At 41.6% G+C, this 24,759-nt stretch carries 23 protein-coding genes; 1 reads left to right on the top strand and 22 read right to left on the bottom strand.

Annotation, left to right across the window (positions count from 1 at the left end; genetic code table 11):
• Window positions 1–68: 68 nt before the first annotated feature.
• The 16 genes from LQ203_RS15175 to LQ203_RS15100 all read right to left on the bottom strand — a co-directional run bounded on the left by LQ203_RS15175 (window position 69) and on the right by LQ203_RS15100 (window position 15,572).
• Window positions 69–1,358, bottom strand: a complete 1,290-nt coding sequence (locus LQ203_RS15175) for a HAMP domain-containing methyl-accepting chemotaxis protein (RefSeq protein WP_230159208.1) — start codon at window positions 1,356–1,358, stop codon at window positions 69–71.
• A 21-nt stretch (window positions 1,359–1,379) separates the two neighbouring features.
• Window positions 1,380–1,823, bottom strand: coding sequence for a low molecular weight protein arginine phosphatase (locus LQ203_RS15170; RefSeq protein ID WP_230159207.1), 444 nt, complete (start codon window positions 1,821–1,823; stop codon window positions 1,380–1,382).
• Window positions 1,824–1,957: 134 nt separating this feature from the next.
• Window positions 1,958–2,524, bottom strand: coding sequence for a manganese efflux pump MntP family protein (locus LQ203_RS15165; RefSeq protein WP_230159206.1), 567 nt, complete (start codon window positions 2,522–2,524; stop codon window positions 1,958–1,960).
• Window positions 2,525–2,599: 75 nt separating this feature from the next.
• Entirely contained in the window at window positions 2,600–3,649 is a 1,050-nt protein-coding gene (locus tag LQ203_RS15160) for an L-threonylcarbamoyladenylate synthase (RefSeq protein WP_230159205.1), read from the bottom strand.
• Window positions 3,650–3,931: 282 nt separating this feature from the next.
• Entirely contained in the window at window positions 3,932–4,867 is a 936-nt protein-coding gene (gene spoIIR, locus LQ203_RS15155; protein ID WP_230159204.1) for a stage II sporulation protein R, read from the bottom strand.
• A 306-nt stretch (window positions 4,868–5,173) separates the two neighbouring features.
• Window positions 5,174–6,043 carry a peptide chain release factor N(5)-glutamine methyltransferase gene (gene prmC / locus LQ203_RS15150; protein ID WP_290370590.1) on the bottom strand — a complete coding sequence of 290 codons (870 nt, stop codon included), beginning with the start codon at window positions 6,041–6,043 and terminating at the stop codon, window positions 5,174–5,176.
• Window positions 6,036–7,106 (bottom strand): peptide chain release factor 1, encoded by a 1,071-nt coding sequence (gene prfA, locus LQ203_RS15145; protein ID WP_230159203.1) that lies wholly within the window; start codon window positions 7,104–7,106, stop codon window positions 6,036–6,038. Before prfA ends, prmC begins: the two co-directional genes overlap by 8 nt.
• A gap of 162 nt (window positions 7,107–7,268) precedes the next feature.
• Entirely contained in the window at window positions 7,269–7,724 is a 456-nt protein-coding gene (locus tag LQ203_RS15140; protein ID WP_230159202.1) for a hypothetical protein, read from the bottom strand.
• A 272-nt stretch (window positions 7,725–7,996) separates the two neighbouring features.
• Window positions 7,997–8,602 carry a thymidine kinase gene (locus LQ203_RS15135; RefSeq protein WP_230159201.1) on the bottom strand — a complete coding sequence of 202 codons (606 nt, stop codon included), beginning with the start codon at window positions 8,600–8,602 and terminating at the stop codon, window positions 7,997–7,999.
• A gap of 138 nt (window positions 8,603–8,740) precedes the next feature.
• Entirely contained in the window at window positions 8,741–8,941 is a 201-nt protein-coding gene (rpmE, locus tag LQ203_RS15130) for a 50S ribosomal protein L31 (RefSeq protein WP_034315847.1), read from the bottom strand.
• 149 nt (window positions 8,942–9,090) lie between these two features.
• Window positions 9,091–10,380: a transcription termination factor Rho gene (gene rho / locus LQ203_RS15125; protein WP_063234168.1), complete on the bottom strand. Its 1,290-nt coding sequence runs from the start codon at window positions 10,378–10,380 to the stop codon at window positions 9,091–9,093.
• A gap of 327 nt (window positions 10,381–10,707) precedes the next feature.
• Complete coding sequence (glpX, locus tag LQ203_RS15120; protein ID WP_230159200.1) at window positions 10,708–11,670, bottom strand: class II fructose-bisphosphatase; 963 nt, start codon at window positions 11,668–11,670, stop codon at window positions 10,708–10,710.
• A gap of 99 nt (window positions 11,671–11,769) precedes the next feature.
• Window positions 11,770–13,053: a UDP-N-acetylglucosamine 1-carboxyvinyltransferase gene (locus LQ203_RS15115; RefSeq protein ID WP_230159199.1), complete on the bottom strand. Its 1,284-nt coding sequence runs from the start codon at window positions 13,051–13,053 to the stop codon at window positions 11,770–11,772.
• A 210-nt stretch (window positions 13,054–13,263) separates the two neighbouring features.
• A complete protein-coding gene (fsa, locus tag LQ203_RS15110; protein WP_230159198.1) occupies window positions 13,264–13,914 on the bottom strand; it encodes a fructose-6-phosphate aldolase in 651 nt (216 codons plus the stop codon).
• A gap of 184 nt (window positions 13,915–14,098) precedes the next feature.
• Entirely contained in the window at window positions 14,099–14,956 is an 858-nt protein-coding gene (locus tag LQ203_RS15105; RefSeq protein WP_230159197.1) for a class II fructose-bisphosphate aldolase, read from the bottom strand.
• 244 nt (window positions 14,957–15,200) lie between these two features.
• Window positions 15,201–15,572 carry a response regulator gene (locus tag LQ203_RS15100; protein ID WP_061465740.1) on the bottom strand — a complete coding sequence of 124 codons (372 nt, stop codon included), beginning with the start codon at window positions 15,570–15,572 and terminating at the stop codon, window positions 15,201–15,203.
• A gap of 315 nt (window positions 15,573–15,887) precedes the next feature.
• Here LQ203_RS15100 and LQ203_RS15095 point away from each other — a divergent pair, with 315 nt between their 5' ends.
• Window positions 15,888–16,418: a DUF2529 domain-containing protein gene (locus LQ203_RS15095; RefSeq protein ID WP_230159196.1), complete on the top strand. Its 531-nt coding sequence runs from the start codon at window positions 15,888–15,890 to the stop codon at window positions 16,416–16,418.
• A 43-nt stretch (window positions 16,419–16,461) separates the two neighbouring features.
• On the opposite strand, the gene LQ203_RS15090 is transcribed toward LQ203_RS15095, so the two are convergent.
• The 6 genes from LQ203_RS15090 to LQ203_RS15065 form a co-directional block, all read right to left on the bottom strand.
• Window positions 16,462–18,069: a CTP synthase gene (locus LQ203_RS15090; protein ID WP_230159195.1), complete on the bottom strand. Its 1,608-nt coding sequence runs from the start codon at window positions 18,067–18,069 to the stop codon at window positions 16,462–16,464.
• Window positions 18,070–18,475: 406 nt separating this feature from the next.
• Complete coding sequence (rpoE, locus tag LQ203_RS15085; RefSeq protein WP_356714543.1) at window positions 18,476–19,066, bottom strand: DNA-directed RNA polymerase subunit delta; 591 nt, start codon at window positions 19,064–19,066, stop codon at window positions 18,476–18,478.
• Window positions 19,067–19,267: 201 nt separating this feature from the next.
• Window positions 19,268–19,429, bottom strand: coding sequence for a hypothetical protein (locus LQ203_RS15080; RefSeq protein ID WP_230159193.1), 162 nt, complete (start codon window positions 19,427–19,429; stop codon window positions 19,268–19,270).
• Window positions 19,430–19,565: 136 nt separating this feature from the next.
• Window positions 19,566–22,832 (bottom strand): fused isobutyryl-CoA mutase/GTPase IcmF, encoded by a 3,267-nt coding sequence (icmF, locus tag LQ203_RS15075; RefSeq protein ID WP_230159192.1) that lies wholly within the window; start codon window positions 22,830–22,832, stop codon window positions 19,566–19,568.
• 11 nt (window positions 22,833–22,843) lie between these two features.
• On the bottom strand, window positions 22,844–23,494 hold the full coding sequence (locus LQ203_RS15070) for a TetR/AcrR family transcriptional regulator (RefSeq protein ID WP_230159191.1): 651 nt from the start codon (window positions 23,492–23,494) through the stop codon (window positions 22,844–22,846).
• 100 nt (window positions 23,495–23,594) lie between these two features.
• The gene (locus LQ203_RS15065) at window positions 23,595–24,734 is read right to left on the bottom strand and encodes an acyl-CoA dehydrogenase (RefSeq protein ID WP_230159190.1); all 1,140 of its coding nucleotides are present in this window, start codon (window positions 24,732–24,734) and stop codon (window positions 23,595–23,597) included.
• Between the last annotated feature and the right edge of the window lie 25 nt (window positions 24,735–24,759).

The raw sequence follows: 24,759 nt of genomic DNA, 5'->3' as shown, positions 1-24,759 counted from the left end.
AGGATGGCCGACGTTTTTTAAGCGCATAAAAAAGCAGGAAACCGGCTTAGGTTTCCTGCAGGAAAATCTCAAGTGTGAAAGCGAATAATGGTCCTATTCAATTTTTCCGCTTGCTCTTTAAGTTCCATCGCCGATTTTTCGACGTTTTCCATGACGATTGCTTGCTCGTTCGTCGTAGCCGTTACTTCTTCCGCTCCAGCAGATGTTTCTTCTGCAATCGCAGCCACTTCTTGGGACTGCCTTGATGTTTCCTCTACACTTTCCATTTGAAGGTCAACAAGCTCAGTAATATCTTTTACCGCAACGACAACATTATGTACCGTTTTTGTCATTCCACGAATCGCCATATCCGTATCGGTCCCCTTTTGGGCTGCTTCATTTGCAGAGATGACCTGATCGTTGATTTGTTTCACAACAGCCTGGACCTCAACTTGAATATTTTGGACTAAGTTCGAAATGCCTTGAACAGCCTTAGCACTTTGATCTGCTAACAAGCGGACTTCTTCAGCGACAACAGCAAACCCTTTTCCATGTTCACCTGCCCGTGCAGCCTCAATGGAAGCATTCAGTGCCAGCAGGTTTGTCTGAGCTGCAATATTGCCGACAAGCTCGATGATTCGTTCCACCTTTTTGGCATTTTCTTCTAAACGCTTGACTGTTTTCAGCGACTGTTGATTTTCTTCAGCCAATTGTTTAATGCCATCAACCAAGGATTTGACCACCTCTTTACTCTGAATGAGTTCATTAGCCATTTCACTGGACAATCCAAATGATTCCTGTGCTTTAGTTTGAACCTTTTGGGCAATTGTGATGACATCATCAATGGATTCTGCAGTATTCATGATGGAAGTGGCAGATGTATCTGCCCCTTTTGAAATTTCCTCAATGGTTCTTGCTATATTTTCAGCCTGTTCCGATGCTTTGGAAGATTCTCGCGAGATATGGATGACCTTTTGGTTGGTCTCATGGAAATTCTCTTCAATATTTTGAACCATTTCCCGCAGGTTAGAAAGCATATGGTTGAAAGCAGTGCCTAATGAACGGATTTCATCATCCGTCTTCGACAACACGACTTCTTCACTTACCCTTCCCTCTGCCGCACGTAACACAACTTTTTCTAGTCTTTGCAGGGGTTTAGTAATAAGGCCGGCTGCAAAAAACGCAAGAATTCCTGACCACAATATACCTAACATCAGCGTCACTACATTAAAACTTAGCGAACTCATTTTTTCAAAAAACATAGGATGGACCACGAATATGAAAAATGCCGAGCTCGAATACGTGATCAGAGCAAGGACTGTGATGAAGATAACTAATTTTTTTCGCAAGCCAAACTTATAACGTGTTCTTTCCGCCATTCTTTTCCCCCTGTAGACTGTTTACTCTTTCAGCCGTATAACTAATTCTTCTATTAGCTCTTGCAGTTGTCTGAACGTTTCCCGATAAAGGTCTTCTGAACCACCAAATGGATCTATTATGTCTCTATCATATTTATCGTCAATAATGAATTCTTTTAAAGTAAACGTCTTATCAATTATTTTGGGGTTTGCTCTGATAATGACTGCTTTATGCCCTTCCGTCATGGTGAAAATATGAGTAGCCCACTCCATTTCCTTCTCGGATAAAGGCGTTGAATAATGGTTATGCACTATATCATTTTCAGTTATAACATTTTTAGCATGCATTGAAGCATCTTGGCCAGCTGAAGCATAAACACCGGCGGACTTCACTTCAACCCCCGCAATATTCTTATTTTTTAAAATCGCTTCTGCCATGGGGCTTCTGCATGTGTTGCCTGTACATACAAATAATACTCGAATCATGTTAACGCCTCCTTTTTTATTCATTATAAGCTATCACCCCAAATCTTCTCCCTTTATTGAGATCGTCATAAAAAAATAAAAACCGCCCCGGTAATCGGAACAGTTGAGGAAGGAAAGATATGTAGTTACATACATTAAAAAGAGAACAATAATTTCAAACCAAATGCACATAGAATGCTTCCTCCAAGTATCTCACTATAAACACCAAGCAATCCCTGCATTCTTCTTCCAAGCAAAAGCCCTGCCCACGTTAAAAGAGTGGCGGCCATCCCAAAACACAGAATCGTCAAAATCATCTTCGCACCATAAATTCCAAGGGTCAATCCCACCGAAAAGCTATCCAAGCTTACGCCTAAAGCAAAAATGAATAGACCTTTCCCAACAGGTGCCAGCATCTTATTTTCCCTGCTACCGGCTTCACCCTTTTTACCTGGGATAAACATCTGTATGCCAAGAACGATCAGCAATAGACCTCCGGCGTATGTAGCAAAGGTCCCGAATTTCTCTGAAATGAAACGGCCTGCCCCCATACCAAGCAAGGGCATCCACATATGAAAAATGCCTACTATCAGCCCTATATAAAGTATTTGCCTTAACCTCAGCTTAAACATTCCCATTCCAAGGCCGACTGAAAAGGCATCCATTCCCAACGCAAATGCCATTAGCAATAAGGTGATGATTTCTCCAGCAAATGTATTCATTCCAATCCTCCCTCGGACGTGCCTACTACATGTTATGCATGTCCGAAAAGAATTAGAAGAATAAATCAGTCCTTATTACACATATTCCTCGATGATTTGATGACCTGCAGCCTTCTCAAGTCGATTCATGATCGCAGCCCCTATTCCTGAATCAGGAAACATTTCACTGAAAATGATATCGACATCCAACTCATCAAATTTTCGTAAAGTATCATATAACCCCGTGGCAATTGTTTGCATGTCCGCTAATGAACCAGGGACAACCACATAATCCGCTTTATATTCCTGTTGATGTTCGCGAGCTGTTATGACTCCGACCTTTAACCCGTCACTTCTTTTTTCATCCACAAGCTTTTGTAGGAATGCTTGTTTACCCTTGACTAAGTAAAGAGGGGCTTTCGGAGCATAGTGGGTATATTTCATGCCCGGAGCTTTTGGGGCCGTCTCCTGATTCTTCAAAGCAATATCTTGCCCAACTTCCCCTATGACTGCTTCCAGTTGTTCTAGAGTAACCCCGCCAGGCCGTAAAATAACAGGAACTTCCAGTGTGCAATCCAGGACTGTGGATTCTACACCTACACCTGTAGTCCCGCCATCGACTATACCTGCAATTCGTCCCATCAGATCATCTTCGACATGTTTAGCTGAAGTGGGACTCGGTTTCCCTGAAGTATTTGCACTCGGGGCAGCAATGGGCAAATTACTCGCACGAATAAGACCGAGTGCGACCTGATGATCTGGCATCCTGACTGCCACCGTGTCCAATCCTGCAGTCACAAGGTTTGATAGCTGGCCCGGTTTTCGTTTCATGATCAAAGTCAAGGGACCCGGCCAAAATTCTGCCATGAGCCTCCGTGCCTGCTCCGGAATGTCTTCAACAATATCTAACAGCTGGTCTTCAGAGGCTATATGAACGATTAAAGGATTATCACTCGGACGCCCCTTTGCTTCATACACTTTTTTGACCGCCTCGTCACTTTTGGCATTCGCACCTAATCCATAAACGGTCTCTGTAGGGAAAGCAACCACTTGATTAGCCTTTAATAATTCCGCTGATTGTGTAATCTGGGGATAACTTTGTAAATTATCCACATTTTTATCCACTGACCAAACTTTCGTTTTCATCTTAAACACCATCGCCTTTTAACATTTCTTATTTTATATAATCGCTTTTATATGAACGATATTTTCAACTTAACGTACTAATTTTACTTAAAAGTACCTTGAAAGTATAAAAGAAGTATACACATAATTCAAGTGTTATCCACAAATTGTGGATAAACATATCGAAACGGTGGATAAGTTTGTGGATATTAAAGATTAATGACAGACTTTTTTGATATTTTGTTAATAACCCTGTGGATATGTTTTATTTAATCGCAAAAAATGAGGGCAGCTGCCCTCACTTTAAAAAATTTCATTGAAAATTTCCGCAAACAAGGACTTCACTTCTACCTCAGGCTCCTTATCCCCTTCATATAATTGTTGACCTTGCTTACTTGAATCCGCAAGTTTATCTTTGTTTTCTTCAACATTCCCATCAATGATTTCCTGTGTTACTTCTTCCTTCCCTTCTACTTCTGTCACTTCCTCTTTTACCTTCGGCTCTATAACCTCATCTTTTACCGTTTCTTCTTGAGATTCCTCAGGTGCTTCCTCTTTTACACTTTCCTTTATAACTTTTTCCTCTGATTCCTTTACATTATCATCTATGACTTCATCTTTAACTTCTTCCTCCGGAACAGTTTCTTTCTCTTCATTCGTTGCAGCATACGCCTTTCCATTCGTAGTTACGGATCCTTCATCTTCATCTTCAACAATCGGGCTTTGACTTACAGCCGTCCCATTTGAAAAATCCAAGAAACATAATGGGGGGAATAACACACACCACCAATTGGCCCCTTCCCCTTCACCAAGGGTGATAATCACAGCTTCATACTCCCCTGCAGGATATAAATATTGCCCGTAAAGTTTCGTTGGAAATTTCGCTTGTCCAAAATCTACTTTTACTGACTGTTCCAAACCATTTTCCTTTACGACTGCTTCCGCCGTCGCTTGAATATCAGGTAAATGGGAGGTAATCACATCTCTTGCATCTTCCAAAGATGTAAGCTCCGCAACCCACTTCGTTATATCTTGATTTACTTTATCCCTGATCAGCCGCTTAACCGTTTGATCCTCTTCTGTATCACTATTAGCAAGTATCCGCAGACGGATTGCTTCATCCGGGATCACCATCGTTTCTTCAGCGCTTGCCGTTTCGGCCTTAGGCATATATATACTCACAATCGTTCCTATTGTTAAGATTAATAGATAAATAATGGCTAAATGTTTTGTTTTCATCGCCTTCGCCCCCTCACATGAATTAGTCTCACCATTTTGCAGCTATCTTAAACTAGTAAAAACAAAAAAAGTTGATAGCTGGAAATATAGATTCCTAATTGGATTATGAGGTTGGTGTACATAAAAAAACCGTCTCATAGTAGAGACGGGTTCAGAACATTGCTTGAAACGTAGGGCACTCGCTTTCCGCGGACGGTCCCGCCCTCTCGGCGCCTTTGCGCCTTGGCGTCTCCCTTGGACGCGTATTCCCGCAGGAGCCTCACTCACCCGTTCCAAGCAACTTGTTTTTAAAATGTAGATGAACCCTCATTTTAATACAGCAAAGACCATTCGATCTTTTTCGTTAATGTCATTTTCAATGGATACTTCCGCCCCAGGAAATGTCCGTCTCAGTAAGTCGGCAACCGCCTGCCCCTGACCAGTACCCACTTCAAAACCGATCAATCCTGGCACCTTCATGATTAGCGGTAATTGTTCCATAAAGCGGCGGTAAAAGTCCAGACCATCGACACCGGCGAATAAGGCGCGATGTGGCTCATGGCCCGTTACGACTACAGACATGGATTTTTGATCATCATTTGGTATATATGGCGGATTCGATAAAAGGATGTCCACCTTCTGGTTTAACTTAATGAATGGCAAAAGCATATCACCTTGCATAAATCGCACGGCGGCACCAAGTGATTCAGCATTTTTCCTCGCCACTTCAATTGAAGGCTCTGCTATATCCGTGGCCGTCACCAACAAGTTTGTTTCCTCAAGCTTCATCGTAATGGCGATAGCGCCGCTGCCTGTCCCAATATCCGCTAAACTAAGCGCCTGTCCCTCCTTAAAAATTGCCGGGAGCTTACGCAGTGTATAATAAATCAATTCTTCTGTTTCAGGTCTCGGTATCAGCACTTCTTCATTCACAAAGAAGGTCCGCCCATAAAACTCTTCACTTCCTATTATATATTGGACGGGTGTTCCATGAGCATGCAACTCAACAGCTGCCTTAAATTGTCCAAAAACCGCTTCACCGAGCTCTTCATGCATGTTCGCTAGGAGCTGGGAACGAGTTTGTTTTAAAAAATGCTGTAACAGTATTTCCCCCGCATTGGAATCCCGATCGTTTTCCTTTAAAAAAGAAGAAGCCCATTTAAGGGCCTCAAATACTTTCAATGCAGAATCATTCATCCGCATTTTCCAACCTTGAAGATTGGTCTTCCATGATTAAAGCATCCACGATGTCATCCAGTTTACCTTCCATGATTTGATCCAGCTTTTGAATCGTTAAACCAATACGGTGGTCGGTAACGCGGTTTTGCGGAAAGTTATACGTGCGTATCCGTTCAGATCGATCGCCCGTTCCAACAGCAAGCTTCCTGTTTTGATCATACTCCGCCTGCACTTCGCGATGGATTTTATCATACACCCTGGCACGCAATACTTTCATTGCTTTTTCTTTGTTCTTGATTTGTGACTTTTCATCCTGACAAGATACAACGGTATTAGTCGGAATATGCGTCAATCGCACGGCTGACATTGTCGTATTGACACTTTGCCCTCCCGGACCACTTGATGCAAAGGTATCGACCCGCACATCCTTATCATGGATTTCCACTTCTACTTCCTCTGCTTCAGGCAAAACGGCAACAGTGGCTGTAGATGTATGAATCCGTCCGCCTGATTCAGTTTCAGGAACTCGCTGAACTCGATGGGCTCCATTTTCGAATTTCAATTTAGAATAGGCTCCATTGCCGTTAATCATGAATATGATTTCCTTGTAGCCTCCAAGACCCGTAGGGCTGGCCTCAATGACTTCAGTCCGCCAACCCTGGACCTCGGCAAAACGGCTATACATCCGATATAGGCTACCAGCAAATAAGGCCGCCTCATCACCGCCTGCAGCACCGCGGATCTCCATAATTACGTTTTTATCATCGTTAGGGTCTTTTGGAATGAGCAATATTTTCAGCTTATCTTCAAGACCTTGTATCGTCTCTTCAAGTTCGTTGATCTCATCTTTAACCATTTCACGCATATCCGCATCAAGTTTATCCTCGAGCATCGCCTTAGCTTCCTGGAGTTGCTCACGAACCGCTTTATATTCTTTATAAGTCGATGCGGTTTCTTGAATGCTGGATTGCTCCTTCGAATATTCCCTTAGCTTCTTCGAATCATTAATGATTTCCGGGTCACTCAATAGTTCATTCAATCTTTCATATCTATCTTCTACTGCTTGCAATCGATCAAACAAATTATTCACCTCATAAATTTTCCAATTCATCTACATAATGAATTGGAAGTAATCCATCTTTTTTTACTATAAATAAGTAGTTCAGTGCCCCAGCTCAGTTCACTTCTAGGTTAATTATAGTATAGGTGAATAATCAACGTCAAAGAGGATTCAAGGTTATGGTCATTTCTTTAAATCAATATCTATATTGTAGCTGGGCACGCCCCTGGTTATCAGGTCCTTCAATCGCTTCTTTTCCTTGTTTCTTTCTTCCTCAGTCTTGATTTCACCTTTATCATGGACCGTAACATGTATGGTATTGCCATTAAACATAACGGTGCCTGCCTCATAATTCGTTTCCGACTTAATGATTTCTCGGATTTTCTCTATTTCCTGCCCCATGGATATAGAATTATTGGATGTATGATGCGGAGTGTTGAGGACTTGATCCGATGGCCGTTCCGCTTCATTGTCCCAATCATCATTGGACACTCGCTTTAAACCTTTGCCCACAAAATCTTGGCCATCCCGGGTTTGATCCCCATATTCCGAATCATTATTTATTGCATTGTCGTTTTGACCGCATGCTGTTAGTGCAGCAAGAAGAAAAGCCGTCATAAAAAGCAGTATGGATTTCATATTTTTCCCTCCATTTTGAATTTTTAAGAAGAACATTTCCTAAGTTAGCCTTCCCAACATGGGGCAATATTTAATCTTTTATTTCCTTACCATGTATTGGTCCCACCACACTATCCGCCATACTTATTACCAAGTTTTTCACATAGTTCTTATACACTAACTTTTTATCTTCGCATCAGAAGAATAACGATGTAGAGTACACCATTCTTTTCATCCACTTCCCTAAAATTCAAAAATGCCCTATGATCTCTTGGATCATAGGGCATCATCATTCAAATATGTTCTTTAATCCCAGCCGCCTGCTTACCTGGAACTTCGTGATGATGGCGGCAACGTGGCTCGTATGATTCCGATGCACCCACAAGAATGATCGGCTCATCATAGGAGGCCGGCGCCCCATCAATCAAACGCTGTGTCCTGCTCGCAGGTGATCCGCACACTTCACACACAGCCTGTAGCTTAGTCACTGATTCTGCTAGCGATAATAGAACAGGCATAGGACCGAATGGTTCACCTCTGAAATCTTGATCGAGTCCAGCCATAATCACTCGATAACCGCTGTCCGCAAGATGCTGGGCAACCCCGATAATTTCATGATCAAAAAATTGAACTTCATCTATTGCAATGATATCCAGGGGCTTGTCCAAACACTTAAAAATATCCGTTGAATGGGCAATCGGTTTTGCCATCACAGAAGAGCCATTGTGTGATACGACAGCCTCTTCCGCATAGCGATTATCTATAGCTGGTTTAAATACAGCTATTTGCTCTTTAGCAAATTGAGCACGGCTGACTCGTTTAATCAATTCCTCAGATTTACCTGAAAACATGCTTCCGCAAATAAGCTCGATCCAGCCTGTTTGTTTCATTACATACATGGAAACAGCTACTCCCTTCCACCTGTCGATCCCTTGGCCATAATTGAAGTGGACCCGGCTTTATATAAATTCTTACTTGTTTATGAAAAAGAAAAAACAGGCAAGAAAAATACTTGCCTGTTTTTTAAAAAGTCCGGCTTATTTAATACCGTATTTTTTGTTGAAACGATCAACACGTCCGCCAGCTTCAGCGAATTTTTGACGACCAGTATAGAATGGATGGCACTCTGAACAAGTCTCAACTTTGATCTCTTCTTTAACTGAACCAGTTTCAAAAGTGTTTCCGCAAGAGCAAATTACTTTTGAAAGCTTATAATTTGGATGAATTCCAGTTTTCATTCTTTTCATCTCCTTATGCCCTGAATCATTCGAAACAGAGTTATATACTTCAAGTTGAGGGAAAAACACCCTCACATTTATTGTAAAAACACATGAACTCATTATAACAACTTAAGACTAGTTGTGCAACTGTTTGTTTCTAACAGGGTTTAAGAACGTTTTACGCTCGCTGGCCCCTTTTTCATTTCTGACATCTCTTCATCCAACTTACTGAAAAATTCTTCATTACCTTTTGTCTGTTTTAGACGGCGAAGGAATTTCTCTGAGAAATCAGGTGAATCTGACATCGTTTTCCTAATGGCCCATAGTTTATCCAGGCGATCTTTCGGAATTAACAATTCCTCTTTACGAGTGCCTGAGCGGCGAATGTCGATCGCCGGGAAGATACGTCTTTCGGCAAGGGCACGATCTAAATGAAGTTCCATATTACCAGTACCTTTAAATTCCTCATAAATGACATCGTCCATCCTTGATCCCGTATCCACCAAAGCTGTAGCAAGAATCGTCAAGCTACCGCCTTCTTCGATATTTCTTGCAGCACCGAAAAAGCGTTTTGGACGGTGGAATGCAGCAGGGTCAATCCCTCCGGATAGTGTACGCCCGCTCGGCGGAATGACAAGGTTGTATGCACGGGCAAGACGAGTTATGCTGTCCATTAAAATAATGACATCCCGTTTATGCTCCACTAGGCGCATCGCACGTTCTAACACTAGTTCTGCCACCTTGATATGGTTTTCCGGCACTTCATCGAACGTTGAACTTACCACATCACCAGCAACGGAACGTTCAATGTCCGTCACTTCTTCCGGACGTTCATCGATCAATAGCACAATCAATTCCGATTCAGGGTGGTTCGTTGTTATCGCATTGGCAATTTCTTTGATAAGCATCGTTTTACCAGCTTTTGGCGGTGCGACAATCAATCCCCGCTGTCCAAAACCAACCGGTGCCAGAACATCCATAATTCTTGTTGATATGTTCTTCGGTGTAGTTTCCAGTTTAATTTGCCTGTTTGGATACAGTGGTGTTAAGCCCGGGAAATGAACTCGCTCTTTAGCTGACTCTGGATTATCGCCATTGACGGCTTCAACATGCAACAACCCATAATAGCGCTCGTTTTCTTTCGGAGGCCTTACCTTACCGGACACTTTATCTCCATTTCGCAAATCGAATCTCCGGATTTGTGAAGCAGAAATATAAATATCCTCCGAGCTTGGAGAATAATTAATTGGACGCAAGAAACCGAAGCCCTCAGAAGGGATGATCTCTAAAACGCCCTCCATGAATAGGAGACCATCCTGCTCAGCTTGTGCTTTTAGGATAGCGAAAATAAGTTCCTTTTTTGAAAGTTTGCTGTAATAGGAAACTTTATATTCACGCGCGTGCTCATAGAGATCCTTTAGTTTCATGTTTTCTAAATTAGAAATAGTTAAATTCATTATGACACCACACTTTTATTAATTAAACGTTTTCACCCATACTGAAAAAGAAATGGTTTGTTAGATGGAAGAAAAACCGCAATCCATGTACCCGACCAGAGTTTTCTTAGAAAGGATGATACATTTTTACATGTAAAGAAGAAAATTATTTGAAGGCTTCTTGAAGTTTGGAGTGAAAGGGCAGATTTTATATATATCAATCAATTAATAGTAGACCAAGCTTTATTTTACTTTTTTTATTTTAATTATTCAACTTAAATTTTTTAAAAGAGAAAGCGAGCGATGGAACCGCTCGCTTTCTCTCGGTGTTTTTTCTGAAAAACGATCTCAGTCTATCAAACCATTTGGTTTAATTTTTAGACTATGACGCCCATCAATGAAGCGAACTGTTCCTGATTTGGCACGCATGACCACGGATTGTGTTTCGCCGTAATGCCCTTTAAATTGAACGCCACGTAAAAGTTCCCCATCCGTCACACCTGTTGCAGCAAAAATTGCGTCATCTCCGCGAACAAGGTCTTCCATTCTTAGAACTCTTCCTAAATCTAGGCCCATTTTTCCACAGCGTTCCACTTCTTCATCACTTTGAGGAAGAAGCTTACCTTGGATTTCTCCACCGAGGCATTTTAAAGCAACAGCTGCAATGACACCCTCTGGAGCTCCGCCTGAACCGAATAAGATGTCAACACCAGTAAGATCGAAAGCCGTATTGATGGCTCCCGCTACATCTCCATCGTTAATCAACTTAATACGTGCCCCTGCTTCACGAAGTTCATGAATGATTTTCGAATGACGATCGCGGTTCAATACAGTGGCAACTACGTCTTGGATATCTTTATTTTTTGCCTTAGCTACCGCTTTCAGGTTGTCCAATACAGAAGCATTGATATCAATCTGACCTACAGCCTCAGGACCAACGGCTATTTTATCCATATACATATCCGGTGCATGAAGCAAATTCCCTTTATCGGCTATAGCCAAGACAGCCAAAGCATTCCAGCCGCCTGATGCAACGATATTCGTTCCTTCTAATGGATCCACCGCAACATCCACTAGTGGCCCAAGACCAGTACCAAGTTTTTCGCCAATATAAAGCATTGGCGCTTCATCCATTTCCCCTTCACCGATTACAACTGTTCCTTGCATAGGAATTGTATTGAAAACATCCCGCATTGCAGAGGTTGCTGCATCATCTGCTTCGTCTTTCTTTCCTCTTCCCATCCAACGAGCAGAATTCAGTGCCGCCGCCTCTGTTACGCGAACAAGCTCCATCGATAAACTTCTTTCCATTTCCGGTTCCCCCTCATGTACAATAGCATGATTTATTTATATATTAGTATAACACATTATATCATATATAGTAACACAATGAGGTAACAAGAAAAGGGATCAGCTTTTCAGCTGCTCCACCTCTTCTTGTGTCATTTCTTCACGCCAAATCGTTGCTCCCAAACCTGAAAGTTTCTCAACTAGATGGCTATATCCACGATCTATATGTTCAAGCCCGGTCACTTCAGTAATCCCTTCGGCCATTAAGCCAGCAATGACTAAAGCCGCTCCGGCACGTAAATCGCTCGCCTTCACTTTTGCTCCATGAAGTTGGACAGGACCATCAATGATGCCCGCTCTGCCCTCGACCTTGATCTTAGCATTCATGCGTCGCAGCTCATCAATATGCTTAAATCGTGCCCCGTAAATCGTATCTGTCACCATGCTCGAACCACTTGCTTTTGTTAAAAGAGACGTGAAAGGCTGCTGAAGATCTGTCGGAAAGCCAGGGTAAACCAATGTCTTAATATCAACGGATTTATATTTTTCTCCTGGTGAGACAAATATCTGATCATCACCGGCCTCAATATTTATACCCATTTCCCTCATTTTAGCAGTCAATGACTCCAAATGCTGGGGGATGACATTATCAATCAAGATTCCTTCACCGACTGCAGCGGCTAAAATCATGAAAGTCCCTGCTTCAATCCGATCTGGTATGATCGTATGTTTACACCCATGCAAACTTTCCACACCATCAATACGAATGATATCTGTTCCGGCACCCTTGATTTTCGCACCCATATTAGTCAACAAAGTGGCAACATCAATGATCTCCGGTTCTTTCGCAGCATTTTCGATCACGGTGCGGCCTTTGGCCAAAACGGCGGCAAGCATAATATTAATCGTTGCCCCGACACTAACGACATCCAAATAAATGCGTGCGCCCCGTAGCTCGTCCGCCCTAAGGTAAATGGCTCCTTGTTCATTCGTCACCTGTGCGCCAAGTGCTTCAAACCCTTTTATATGCTGATCTATTGGGCGAGGTCCTAAATGGCAGCCACCAGGCAAGCCAATCACTGCCTTCTTGAATTTACCAAGCATAGCCCCCATTAAATAATAAGAGGCACGTAACTTCTTCACTCGTCCATTGGGAAGAGGCATTGAAATCATCTTGCTGGGATTCACTGTCATTTCTCCATCATCAAAGGAAACCTCGCCGCCAATTTCCTCCATTAACGCTTTCAGCATCTGTACATCCGATATATCAGGCAGGCCTTCAATCGTTACAGGAGAGTCCGCTAAAATTGTTGCAGGGATAAGGGCGACCGCACTATTTTTTGCACCGCTGACACGAATGCTTCCCTTTAAAGGATAGCCACCGGCAATTTTAAGTTTTTCCATAATATACTCCCTTCCACGCTAAGCACTTAGAAGCTACTTTTCAAAAGTAATATTTTACCACAAGAAAATTGCATAATCCGACAACATTCACTATCTAGTTCTTTAGTTTACACAAAAGTAGAAAATTCATGTAAAAAAAAGATAAAAATTTCTAATTTATGTTAATTTTTATTTTACCGGTGCAATCTATAGCGACTTAGCGGCAAGGAATTATGCTTCTGTACGTGAATTCCAATCCTTCAAGAAAGCTTCAATTCCTTTGTCCGTTAATGGGTGGTGGAATAATTGCATTAAAACTTTATAAGGGATTGTTGCAATATGCGCTCCTTTAAGTGCCGCTTCCGTAATGTGCATCGGATGGCGGATAGAAGCTGCAATGATCTCGGCATTGATATCATGGATTGCAAAGATATCAGCAATATCCGAGATTAAATCCAAACCATTTTGGCCGATATCATCCAAGCGCCCTAAAAATGGCGATACGTAAGTTGCTCCAGCCCTAGCAGCCAATAATGCTTGGTTAGCACTGAAAATAAGGGTTACATTTGTTTTGACACCCTGTTTTGTTAAAGCTGCAACAGCCTTCAAACCGTCTGGAGTCATTGGTACTTTAATCGTGATATTAGGTGCAATTGCAACAAGTTCTTTCGCTTCAGCCATCATTCCTTCAAAATCAAGCGCGATGACTTCTGCAGAAACGGATTCCTTAACAAGGTTTGTGATTTCTTTAAGGCGGTCATGGAAAGAAACTCCCTTTTCTCTTGCAACAAGGGATGGGTTAGTCGTAACTCCTGCTAAAACGCCAAGTTGGTGCGCTTGTTCGATTTCTTCCATGTTTGCTGTATCTATAAAGAATTTCATAAATTATCCTCCGTATGTAATCGATTTTTTTCATTCTCTATTTTTTGAAATCTAATTGTTCAAAAAATAGAGCTCCTATTCCGCCCTGCATTTAAAAGAAACCATTAGGGGGGATGCCCCCCAATGGAGTTATTACCTTTGTTTTCATGCATTTAAGGGATGTAAGCCCTGGTTGCATTTGAAATTATGCTTTACCGTTTGAACCAAATTCACGAATTTTGCCGATGACAGTTTCCTTAATCGCTTCACGGCCAGGAACCATGTATTTACGCGGATCGTATACTTCTGCATCGTTATTTAGAATCTCACGGACAGCTTTTGTGAAAACGATTTGGTTTTCCGTATTCACATTGATTTTTGATGTTCCAAGTGAAATGGCTTTTTGGATATCTTTAGTAGGAATGCCTGTGCCGCCATGAAGAACTAAAGGTTTTTGAGTTAAATCCCGTACTTCTTCCATTTCTTTATAGCCAAGGTCAGGCTCACCTTTATATGGCCCGTGAACGGATCCCAATGCTGGAGCAAAACAATCAACATTCGTTTCCTTAACTAATTGTTCACATTCTTGAGGATCCGCATATACGACTCCATCAGCGATTATATCATCTTCTTGTCCACCAACTGTGCCGACTTCTGCTTCAACGGAAACATTTCGTGCGTGAGCGAATTCAACAACCTTCTTAGTTGTTTCGATGTTTTCTTCAATCGGATGATGTGATGCATCGATCATTACTGAAGTGAATCCAGCCTCGATGGCTTCTTTACATTTATCAAAACTTGAACCATGGTCAAGGTGAATGGCCACAGGAACTGTAATTTTCATGTCTTCCAACAATCCTTGAACCATCATGACAGTCGTTTTGAAACCACCCATATGCCGGGCAGCCCCTTCGGAAACACCAAGGATGACTGGAGATTTCTCTTCTTCTGCAGCAGCTAGAATAGCTTGAGTCCATTCCAGGTTGTTGATATTGAATTGACCTACTGCATATTTTTCATCAAGAGCTTTATTCAGCATATCTTTCATAGAAACTAAAGGCATTCGATTTCCTCCTACTAGTGGGTGTTTTTATTTTTAAAGTTAATTCTTTCTAGATATTCCCTAAAACCAAAGTAGCATACGCTTATTAATCAGAATATCTCTCCTCTTTTAGCATATCAATACATCAAAAAAACAGCAACAAATACACTATATCGCGTCTCAAATTTCATTCCAAAAAAACACGGCCCATCTTAAAAAGATAGCCGCGACAATTCTTCAGTCCATCCTATTAAATTTCAGACCATTAACTGGACTGAATAGGTAAATATTCACGAACGGCTTTTCTGATATCATCAATATCAAATGGCTTTGCAAAATGGGTCATTGCCCCTAAATCTTTTGCTTCTTGAATCATATCAAGTTCACCATATGCGGTCATGATTATGACCCGGATATCCGGATCGACCACTTTCATCCTTTTCAGGATCTCTATGCCATCCATTCCCGGAATCTTCATATCCAGTAATACAAGATCAGGTGAATGATTATTTAGCACTTCCAGGGCTTGAATGCCATTTGCGGCTTGAAATGTTTCGTACCCTTCTTTATGTAAAACCTCGTTCAATAAAATACGTATCCCAAATTGATCATCAACAATTAATATTTTCCCTGACATTTTATCACCTCTACTCTTTCAGATTTTATAAAATTAAATGTATCAGCCTAATCGACATATTACCCAAAAAAGGGTAGTTACATAGATTGCGTCAAATTGTGAGGCCTAATGCATTTATTCTCATTCATGATTTCTTTGTTCATATTCGATAATTGTAACAAAATTCCTGCTATATAGCTAAAAGGAATTTTAATTTTTTTGTTTTTTCGATCGATTTAGTAAATTCAACCCTTAGGATCAAAAGCCCCGAAACCTGTCAATGCAAGGGAAAGTCCTTTATAATAAAGGTACTATTTTTTAAAGGAGTCCCTGATCATGTTAAAAATTTTCTCAACACAGATAAGCGGTTTATTTAAAAAAATGATTGAAAATGAAACCTTTGAAATGGAGGATGCCGGTCGCCTGCTCGCCCAGGCCGCGGTTGGGGATGGCTCCATTTTCATTCACGGTTTTGGTGAAATGCAAGGTGTCACTGCCGAGGCTGTGGAAGGGGCAGAACCATTTCCAAGCGTAAAAAGGTACGAAGAAGGCGAAACCATTTCCCGAGAAGATCGTTTTCTTATATTCAGTCGCCATTCCGATGATATGGAAGCATTGAAGCTGGCACAACAACTAAAGGAAAAAGATATACCATTTGTTGCGGTATCTACATCCGTTCCTCCTAAAGAAGATTCTCTTTCAGAGCTGGCTGACGTACATATCGATTTACGAATCCAACGAGGATTGATTCCCGATGAAACCGGCAATCGATATGGGTACCCCACCCTCATTGCTGCTCTTTTCGCTTATTATGGAATTAAATTCACACTTGAAGAAATTATACGAGAATATAAAGATGAAGAATAATTATTAAACAAAAAAAACAGCCCAAAGGCTGTTTTTTTTTGTATTAAAGTTTTTCGCTGCGCTTTAAAGACATACCGACGAAGTCACGGAATAGTGGCTGTGGACGGTTTGGACGTGACGTGAATTCCGGATGGAATTGAGAAGCCACAAACCAAGGATGATCTTTTAATTCAACGATTTCAACTAGACGACCATCTGGGCTTGTACCGGAGAAGATGAATCCTGCCTCTTCCATGGCCTGACGGTAATGGTTATTGAATTCATAACGATGACGGTGACGTTCATAAACAACCTCGTCATTATATGCTTCGTATGCTTTAGTTCCTTCGATAAGCTTACATGGATATAGACCAAGGCGCAGTGTACCACCCAAATCTTCTACATCCTTTTGCTCAGGAAGAAGATCGATGATTGGATCTGGAGTATCCTCTTTTATTTCAGCTGAGTGTGCTTCCGGCAATCCTAATACGTTACGTGCATATTCAATCGATGCCAACTGCATGCCTAAACAGATTCCGAAGAATGGTGTTTTTGTCGTGCGGGCATATTCGGTAGCTATAATTTTCCCTTCGATTCCACGGTCTCCAAATCCACCAGGAACAAGGATTCCATCTGAATCTTGAAGAAGCTCTGCAACATTTTCTTTTGTTACATCTTCAGAATTCACCCATTCGATTTCAACATCTGCATCAAATGCGTAGCCTGCATGCTTAAGTGCTTCCACTACAGAAAGATAAGCATCTTGCAATTCAACATATTTTCCGACAAGCGCGATTTTCGTTTTCTTTGATAAAGAAGTGACCTTTTTGACAAGTTCCTTCCAATCTTCCATATCCGCTTCGCCACAGTCCAATTTCAGGTGATCACAAACGATTTGGTCCATATTTTGTGCTTGAAGCGCAAGAGGGATGGAGTAAAGCGTGTCCGCATCAAGACATTCAATAACTGAATTTTTATCGATATCGCAGAATAAAGCGATTTTATCCTTCATATCTTGTGAAATTGGGCTTTCTGTACGTGCAACGATGATATTCGGCTGAATGCCCAGACTGCGTAATTCTTTTACACTATGCTGTGTCGGTTTTGTTTTCATTTCACCAGCAGCTTTGATGTAAGGAACAAGTGTACAGTGGATATACATCACATTATTGATTCCGATATCACTTTTAATTTGGCGAATCGCTTCAAGGAATGGAAGAGACTCGATATCCCCTACAGTACCGCCAATTTCAGTTATGACTATATCCGCATTCGTTTCATTACCTGAACGGAAAACCCGTTCTTTAATTTCATTCGTTATATGGGGAATGACTTGAACTGTTCCGCCTAAATAATCGCCGCGTCGTTCTTTTCTCAGGACGGTTGAATAAATTTTACCTGTCGTCACATTGCTGTGTTTACCAAGGTTGATATCAATAAAACGCTCATAGTGTCCTAGATCCAAATCCGTTTCAGCGCCATCATCCGTCACAAACACTTCACCATGTTGATATGGACTCATCGTACCAGGATCCAAGTTGATATAAGGGTCAAACTTCTGAATCGTAACATTCAATCCCCTATTTTTTAAAAGTCTACCTAAAGAAGCGGCAGTTATCCCTTTTCCTAAGGAAGAAACTACTCCACCTGTCACAAAAATATATTTTGTCATCTCATATCCTCCTATAGAATGTTTTCTTCCAATGCTGTTCACCATGAGATCGAACTTGCATCAGATCGCCGCCATATAAGCGGTTAAAAGCAAAAAAAACGTAAACAAGTACAAACCATTAATCACTTAAAGGTCTTTAGTGAGAGTCATGCAGGATGCATGAACAAGAGAAAATTTCCTTAAATGACAGTAAAACAAAATATGTTCTCTATAGTTTTTACAATTCTACGAGAAATCATTTTTAAAAATAAAAAAATGATGTCATTTATTCATTCCATCATTAAAAACAAAAACGCTCCGCTTACAATAAAAGTAAGGGAGCGGTATAATTTAATCATTGTGTCCTTTTTTAAGGAGCCCAAAAATGATTCTACAAATTTCGCCTCAAAAAGTCAAGGGCGATTATTTATTTATCTTTCTCTTCATCGAATTCTTCTTCGTCTTCATCTTCGTCCTCATCATCTTCCAGGACAAATGCATCATCTTCAATTATTTCTTCTTCCAGATCGTCATCTTCATCCACTTCATCATCCAATAGCACTTCGTCGAGAACTGGAGAACCTAGGATATCATCTTCCTCGTCATCTTCATCCTCGTCCAAATCATCGACATCTTCTTCAAAATCAAGATCTTCATCTTCAAGTTCATCAAAATCATCGATAACGACAGCAGCTTTTTTAGCTTTCTTTTTCTTTTTCGGTTTTACAACATGTACGACTTCTTCTTCAATTTGGTCAACTGGATACCATGTTTTCAATCCCCAGCGGTTGTCACCAAGTGAAGTGAAGCGGCCATCCACATTTAAATCCGTATAGAATTGTGCAATTTTTTTTGCCACTGCCGCTTTAGATAAATTATGCAGCGAAGCTAATTCACTTATTAAATCTTTGAATGGAATCGGTTCATTTCTTTCCACTAATAAATCATATGCCATCTCTATTAAGGACATTTCCAATAATTGCTCTTTTGAGTATTGTTTTAAACTCAAATTCCGCACTTCCCTTCTCTATTCAAACACTGAATGCCGTGTTTTTTTACATAAAAAAATAATCTAAAACAGTATTTCGATAAAATAACGACAATTCCTGCTAGACATATACTCCATTATAAACAATCTAAATGGGTTTATGCTAGTTCTATCTGATACTTTCACAGATTTACCTTGATGTCTATGTTATCAGGAACCCAAAAGCAAAAATTATTTACTCTCTTTCTTCGATTTCTGACGATAGGCTGCCGAAAAAAAAACAATAGCCAGGATAAAAAAAGAAATGGCACCCAATTGATGCTCATACAGCTCAAATAAAAAAATGATGGCAAGAATGTAACCTATGATTAATCCAATCATTTTCAGGTTCATTTCCTCAACTCCAATGGGGGCTGATTCATCATTTTTGCCCCTTTTCCAATTAATTATAAGGGAAAATTTACATTTTGTGAAAAAAATACGGAAGTTATCAAAAAAGGGGACCCTACCTGGATCCCCCTTCTTACCTCTACATATTTCTTCGATATTGTCCGCCAACATCATACAGCGCACGGGTTATCTGGCCCAGGCTGGCCACTTTCACACAATTCATGAGTTCAGCAAAGATATTGTTCCCATCCATGGCTGCCAATTTTAATTTTGTCAGGGCTTCATCAGTAATCTCCTTATTCCTTTCCTGAAATGCTTGTAAGTTTATGATTTGCCCTTCCTTTTCTTCTTTTGTTGCACGGGCGATTTCCATATTATTCACAGCCTCTTCGGAAGGAGGATTAGGATTCAAATACGTATTGACCCCAATGATCGGCAATTCCCCCGTATGCTTTTTCATTTCATAATGCATGGATTCATCCTGGATTTTTCCGCGCTGATATTGCGTCTCCATTGCACCCAATACACCGCCTCGATCATTGATGCGATCGAACTCTTGCAATACAGCCTCTTCAACCAGATCCGTCATTTCCTCGATGATGAAGGCACCTTGCATCGGGTTTTCATTTTTTGAGAGCCCATGCTCTTTTGTAATGATCATTTGGATGGCCATCGCACGGCGTACGGATTCTTCGGTAGGCGTCGTGATGGCTTCATCGTACGCATTGGTATGCAGGGAGTTACAGTTGTCCTGCAGTGCCATTAACGCCTGAAGTGTCGTTCTGATATCATTAAAATCAATTTCTTGAGCATGAAGCGAGCGTCCTGAAGTCTGTATATGATATTTCAGCTTCTGGCTACGGTCATTCGCACCATATTTATCCCGCATGACGGTCGCCCAAATCCTTCTTGCCACCCTCCCGATAACCGTATATTCCGGGTCGAGCCCATTAGAGAAGAAGAAAGATAGATTCGGGGCAAAATCATCAATATTCATTCCGCGACTTAAGTAATATTCGATATAAGTAAAGCCATTCGCCAGTGTAAAAGCCAGTTGTGAAATGGGATTGGCGCCCGCTTCGGCAATGTGATAACCAGAAATGGATACGGAGTAGTAATTCCTTACTTTATGATCAATGAAATATGCTTGGATATCCCCCATTAACCTTAAGGCAAACTCCGTAGAGAAGATGCATGTATTCTGTCCTTGGTCCTCTTTCAGAATATCCGCTTGAACAGTTCCGCGTACAGTTTGAAGAGTATATGCCTGGACTTCTTCCACTTCTGCATCCGTAAGGGGGCGGCCTAACTCTTCTTCTTTTCGTTCAATCTGCTGATCGATTGCAGTATTCATATACATCGCCAAAATGATGGGTGCCGGTCCATTGATGGTCATGGATACAGAGGTTGAGGGGTGGCATAGGTCAAAGCCTGCATACAGTTTTTTCATGTCATCCAACGTACAGATACTGACTCCGCTTTCCCCTACCTTTCCATAGATATCAGGCCGATGATCAGGGTCTTCCCCATATAACGTTACGGAATCGAAAGCCGTACTTAGCCGCTTAGCATTATCATCCTTTGATAAATAATGGAAACGTCTGTTGGTTCGGTCGGGTGATCCTTCACCGGCAAATTGCCGCTTTGGGTCTTCCCCTTCACGCTTGAATGGAAAGACTCCGGCTGTATACGGAAAAAAGCCCGGAACGTTTTCACGGAATACCCATCCTAAAATCTCTCCATAATCCACATATTTAGGCAGTGACACTCTCGGAATCATTAAGCCTGATAAACTTTTAGTTTTCAGCTTTGTGACGATTTCTTTATCCCTGATTTTTGTTACAAACTGCTCCCCTGAATATTTTTCTTTCAAATCCATCCAACCTGAAAGGATTTTTTTTGATTCTGAAGATAACTCGGAAGCGGTTTCCTTTTTCAAATTTTCCAAAGAAGCTACCATGTCTTCATTGTTTTCATTTTCCTTAACTGCTTCAATGGCTCCTTCAAGTTGGAAAAGCCTGCGGGCAATACGTACTTGTTCAGCCGCGCGCTTATGATATGTTCGGACCGTTTCACTGATTTCACGTAAGTAATAACGCCGATCGGTTGGAATGATGACATTTTGCTTGTAAACATCCGCTTCTTTCGAAAAGGCAGTACGCCAGCCCGTTCCGGATTTTTCATTAAGCTTTTCAATCAATGCAGCGAACAAAGCGTTGGTACCTGGGTCATTGAATTGGGAAGCTATTGTGCCGTATACTGGCATCTCAGATGGATCTTGATCAAAAAGCGTACGACTTCGTTGATATTGTTTTTGAACTTGGTTCTTTGCATCCTCAGATCCTTTGCGCTCATATTTGTTAATGACTATCAAGTCTGCATAATCAATCATATCAATTTTTTCAAGTTGGGAAGGTGCACCGAATTCACTTGTCATTACATACATGGATACATCGCATATCTCGGCAATTTCTGCATCTCCCTGACCAATTCCGCTCGTTTCAACGATGATTAAATCAAAGCCCGCTGCCTTAACGACCGAAATGGCATCTTTTATCGCCAAAGACAACTCACTTTTTGAATGACGCGTGGCCAAGCTCCGCATATAAACACGCTCTGAAAAGATCGCATTCATTCTTATCCTGTCACCCAGCAAGGCACCGCCTGTTTTTTGTTTGGTCGGATCGACAGATAGAATGGCCACTTTCTCATCTGGAATTTCGTTAATGAATCGGCGTATCAATTCATCAGTCAAAGAACTCTTCCCCGCTCCGCCCGTCCCTGTAATCCCCAGGACAGGAACCTTCTTTTCGGATGTCTTGATCTGCTCAAAGAGGCTCTCCACCGCTGCCGCTGATTCATGTGAAACATCGTGTCTATTTTCGGCAAAGGTAATATATTGCGCAATCGCATTTATTCCCCTTGCAATCAGTTCATCAAAGTGCTCCTGTAAAGATGGTTTGACTGTCGAGAAATCACACTCCTGCATCAATACATTTATCATGCCCTGAAGCCCATACTCCCGCCCTTCATCAGGGGAGAAAATACGGGCAATCCCATAATCATGGAGTTCCTTGATTTCCCTCGGAATGATGACCCCGCCACCGCCGGCAAAAATCCGAATGTGCTGGGCTCCCTTTTCCTTCAAAAGGTCATACATATATTTGAAATATTCAACATGTCCGCCTTGGTAGGATGACATCGCTATGCCTTGGACATCTTCCTGGATAGCCGCATTCACGATTTCTTCCACCGAGCGATTATGTCCCAGGTGAATAACTTCCGCGCCGCTGGACTGAAGGATCCTCCTCATGATGTTGATAGATGCATCATGTCCATCAAATAAACTCGAAGCTGTCACGAATCTGATATGGTTTTTCGGTTTATACACCTCAACTGTACCCATTGAGCTCCTCCTTATTGAAACGAATTTATTTCAGTATTTATCTGAAGCGATATATTTTGAATCAATAATTGCGTCTGTAGTTCAACATACTCTTGAAGCGTATACTCTTTATGCAATGCCCATCTTCTAAAACTCCACATCTGTCCCTGGACGAAAATGTTATGAGAAACAAGGCTTATTTGTTTTGCCGTCAACAATAGCTCCCCATTCTCAACACATTTTGTTATGACCTTTTCAAACATGCCTACCATCCGAAGTTCTTTATTCAATACATAAGGTAAAGCATCTTTCGTCAGTGCTTTCACCTCTTGATACATGACCAGCACTTCGTCTTGCATATCATCCATCACTTTATAAAAATAGGCGATCGTAAGCTTCAAGCTTTCCAGTGTCCCATCGCTCTGATCTATTTCTTTCTGAAGCTTTTCCTGGACTTCATCGTAGATAAAGTCACAGACGAGATACAATATATCTTCCTTGGTTCGGATATACTCGTATAGCGTGCCAATACTAAAGCCGGCCGCTTTGGCTATTTCCCGGGTTGTCGTACGGTGAAATCCCTTTTCCTTAAAAAGGGTCACCGCCCCTTTAATCATTTGTGTACGCCTTTTTTCTACCAGCCGCTCATCCTTCACCGACGCAAGAACTTCTCTTTTCTCCATTTTCAAACTCCTTTTTGAAACCCATCATTTTATTTCCAAAGAAATTGAAAAGGGTATTCCGGCAAGGGCAGTGCCTCATCGGAAAACCTCATTTTCAATCCTATTTAGTAATCATCCGTGAGATGACCAGCTTTTGAATTTCCTGTGTACCTTCGTAGATTTGGGTGATTTTCGCATCACGCATATACCGTTCTACAGGATAATCCTTTGTATATCCATAACCTCCAAAAACCTGCACGGCTTCTGTCGTCACTTTCATGGCTGTATCTCCAGCAAAAAGTTTGGACATGGCCGACTCTTTTCCATATGGAAGGCCTACAGATTCCAACCATGCAGCCTGATAGGTTAATAGTCTAGATGCTTCGACACCGGTTGCCATATCCGCCAATTTAAAACCGATACCTTGCTGTGCAGAAATTGGCTTGCCAAATTGGACGCGCTCTTTTGCATAACCCACCGCGGCATCCAATGCACCCTGGGCGATCCCCACGGCCTGGGCGGCAATTCCGTTACGTCCGCCATCAAGCGTCATCATCGCTATTTTAAACCCCTCTCCTTCTTTACCAAGGAGATTTTCTTTAGGCACTCGGCATTCATCAAAGATGATTTCCGTGGTCGGTGATGAACGGATCCCCAGCTTCTTCTCTTTTTTGCCCACACTAAAACCCGGAAAATCCTTTTCAATGATAAAGGCACTCGTTCCTTTTTGTTTTGATTCAGGGTCAGTCAAAGCAAAGACAACATAGGTATCAGCAATCCCGCCGTTCGTAATGAAAATTTTTGAACCGCTGATGATATATTCATCACCTACAAGCTTTGCAGTCGTTCTCATACCCCCTGCGTCAGAGCCTGAGCTAGGTTCAGTCAGCCCATATGCACCGATTTTTTCGCCCTGTGCCATTGGACGAAGGTATTTTTGTTTCTGCTCTTCAGAACCAAATTTATATATCGGCCATCCTGCAAGGGAAGTATGGGCTGATAAAGTCACTCCAGTGGAAGCGCATACGCGGGAAAGTTCTTCAATCGCAATACAATACGCCAAGTAATCGCTTCCAATTCCGCCGTATTCCTCCGGCCAAGGAATCCCTGTCAATCCAAGTTCAGCCATTTTGTCAAAGATTTCACGGTCAAATCGTTCTTCTTCATCCCTCTCAGCAGCTGTCGGAGCCACTTCATTCTGGGCAAAGTCACGAACCATTTTTCTGATCATTTCATGTTCTTCCGTTAGTTTAAATTGCATGGCTATCTTCCCCCGTCTTTTTCGT

The organism is Peribacillus sp. Bi96 (assembly GCF_918698115.1).
Taxonomy (GTDB): Bacteria; Bacillota; Bacilli; order Bacillales; family DSM-1321; genus Peribacillus.
Note: the sequence above shows the minus strand (reverse complement) of the source record. Positions and strands in the feature narration are given on the sequence as shown.